General features: G+C 58.1%; 1 protein-coding gene. It reads left to right on the forward strand.

The features are described from left to right. Positions 1 to 732 (forward strand): Ig-like domain-containing protein (locus TW77_RS23680; protein ID WP_046007441.1); only part of this gene is annotated, 732 nt, incomplete at both ends.

The raw sequence follows: 732 nt of genomic DNA on the forward strand, positions 1-732 counted from the left end.
GAAACCGACGGACTGGTCAATGCAGCCGAAGACAACGATGTACTCATTGCCGGTTCCGGCGCCGAAGCGGGTAACAGTGTCACCGTGACCATCACGGACAACAACAGCTCGGTCAGTCGCACTGTGACCGCCGATAATTCCGGTAACTGGACGCTGAGCGGCAGTGAGCTGGATGTCAGCGGCCTGAACAATGGCACACTCACGGTGTCGGCAACGCAAGCGGATACGGCGGGCAATACCTCTACGGCTGCGACGCAAACCATTACCCTGGATAATGCCGCGCCGTCGGCCGTGACCATCACCACGCCGATAGAAACCGATGGCATTGTGAATGCGGCTGAAGACAACGATGTACTCATTGCCGGTTCCGGTGCGGAGTCGGGCAACAGTGTCACCGTCACCATCACGGACAACAATAGTTCGGTGAGCCGTACGGTGACTGCCGATAACTCTGGCAACTGGACACTGAGTGGCAGTGAGCTGGATGTCAGCGGCCTGAACAACGGCACCTTGACGGTATCAGCGACGCAAGCAGATACGGCGGGCAACACGTCCACCGCTGCGACGCAAACCATTACCCTGGACAATGCCGCGCCTTCTGCGGTGACCATCACCACGCCGATAGAAACCGACGGACTGGTCAACGCAGCCGAAGACAACGATGTACTCATTGCCGGTTCTGGCGCTGAGTCGGGTAACAGCGTGACCGTCACCATCACGGATAATAATTCA

This window comes from Pseudoalteromonas rubra (assembly GCF_000967655.1).
Classification (GTDB): domain Bacteria; phylum Pseudomonadota; class Gammaproteobacteria; order Enterobacterales; family Alteromonadaceae; genus Pseudoalteromonas; species Pseudoalteromonas rubra_A.